We start from the raw sequence: 547 nt of genomic DNA, 5'->3' as shown, positions 1-547 counted from the left end.
TCTTGACAATTCATAAGAGAAAGCTCCTTTATAAATCTTCGTGTTTAAATGTATCCACTCATTTAACCCAACAACAAGCGAATAATGCTTAACAATTAATTAACCTCTGAAACTAAATGAAATATTTCTTTACCCATTCCCTGAGTGGCTACAGAAATAACCCATGCTGCCACCTCGTTCCCATCGCGTACCCAACGCACACGGGATGGTGGCATTTTTGTATCTAACGCGCATTCACAGCGTCATTCTTTCAACGTCGAATCCAATCACTTTGATATGAGCCTTCGAGGAAGTCAGTTATAGCTGGCGAGCTTCGACGGGCTGATTTCCTATGTGAACGAGGGTTCATTTCAAATGTAGGTAATACGTTATGAGCAACATCATTCCATTGGAGTATGACGGTCACCCTATTCGGTTTAATGAAGAGGGATGGATTAATGCTACAGATGTAGCGGCTAAGTTTGGTAAGGAGCCTACAGCATGGTTGAGACAAATAGATGTATTGGAATATTTATCAGCCCTGAGTAGCAAGCTATTTTCTAATTCT

1 protein-coding gene is annotated in these 547 nt (G+C 40.8%); it reads left to right on the top strand.

Annotated features, from left to right (window positions below):
* Positions 1–370: 370 nt before the first annotated feature.
* The coding region (locus Xedl_RS20040) for a KilA-N domain-containing protein (RefSeq protein WP_143187523.1) at positions 371–547 on the top strand (177 nt) is incomplete at its 3' end.

The sequence above is a fragment of the Xenorhabdus eapokensis genome, from assembly GCF_001908105.1.
This window is presented reverse-complemented; position numbering and strand designations above follow the sequence as displayed.